The organism is Uliginosibacterium sediminicola (genome assembly GCF_039631295.1).
Classification (GTDB): Bacteria; Pseudomonadota; Gammaproteobacteria; order Burkholderiales; family Rhodocyclaceae; genus Viridibacterium; species Viridibacterium sediminicola.
Genome location: NZ_JBDIVE010000031.1, coordinates 1 through 820, shown reverse-complemented (window position 1 = coordinate 820; position 820 = coordinate 1). Strand labels below are relative to the sequence as shown.

Here is an 820-nt window from a genome sequence, read left to right as displayed (position 1 = left end):
TTGAAGCCGGTGTGCCCGGTCAGGAAAACACGCTTGCCGCGCCAGAATGCTTGCAACGAAGACTGACTCATTTCCACTGCTTCCACGGGGCGTTACCACTTGCCCATTGCTCTTCCAGATAAGTACGGTCGCGCAAGGTGTCCATCGGCTGCCAGAAACCCGTGTGCTGATACGCCGCCAGCTGACCTTCCGCTGCAAGCGTCTCCAGCGGCTCCCGCTCCCAGATCGTCGCATCGCCCTTAATCAGATCAAACACGGCCGGCGTCAGCACAAAGAAGCCGCCATTGATGAGCGAACCATCACCCTTGGGTTTCTCCTTGAAGCTGCGGATACGCACGCCATCAAAGTCAAGCGCACCAAAGCGACCCGGCGGCAAAGTTGCGGTAAGGGTTGCCTTGAGCTTATGTGCTTTGTGAAAAGCAATCAGCTCAGTGATATTGACGTCACTGACACCATCGCCGTAGGTCAGGCAGAAATTCTCCTCACCCTCCAGGTAGCGTGCGACACGCCCAAGGCGCCCGCCGGTCATGGTTTCCTCGCCCGTATCAACCAGCGTCACCTTCCACGGCTCAGCCGTACGGTGATGCACTTCCATGCTGTTGTTGGCAATGTCGAAGGTCACATCCGACATGTGCAGGAAGTAGTTGGCAAAGTACTCCTTGATCAGGTAGCCCTTGTAGCCACAGCAGATAACGAAGTCATTGATCCCGTGATGGGAATAGATCTTCATGATGTGCCACAGAATCGGCTTGCCACCAATCTCGATCATGGGCTTAGGTTTCAGGTGGGTCTCTTCGCTGATGCGCGTACCCAAGCCCCC

General features: G+C 56.1%; 1 protein-coding gene. It reads right to left on the bottom strand.

The features are described 5' to 3' along the window. Positions 1 to 67: 67 nt before the first annotated feature. Positions 68 to 820, bottom strand: a 753-nt coding sequence (gene rfbF / locus ABDB84_RS20015) for a glucose-1-phosphate cytidylyltransferase (protein WP_345921551.1), incomplete at its 5' end; no start/stop codon positions are given.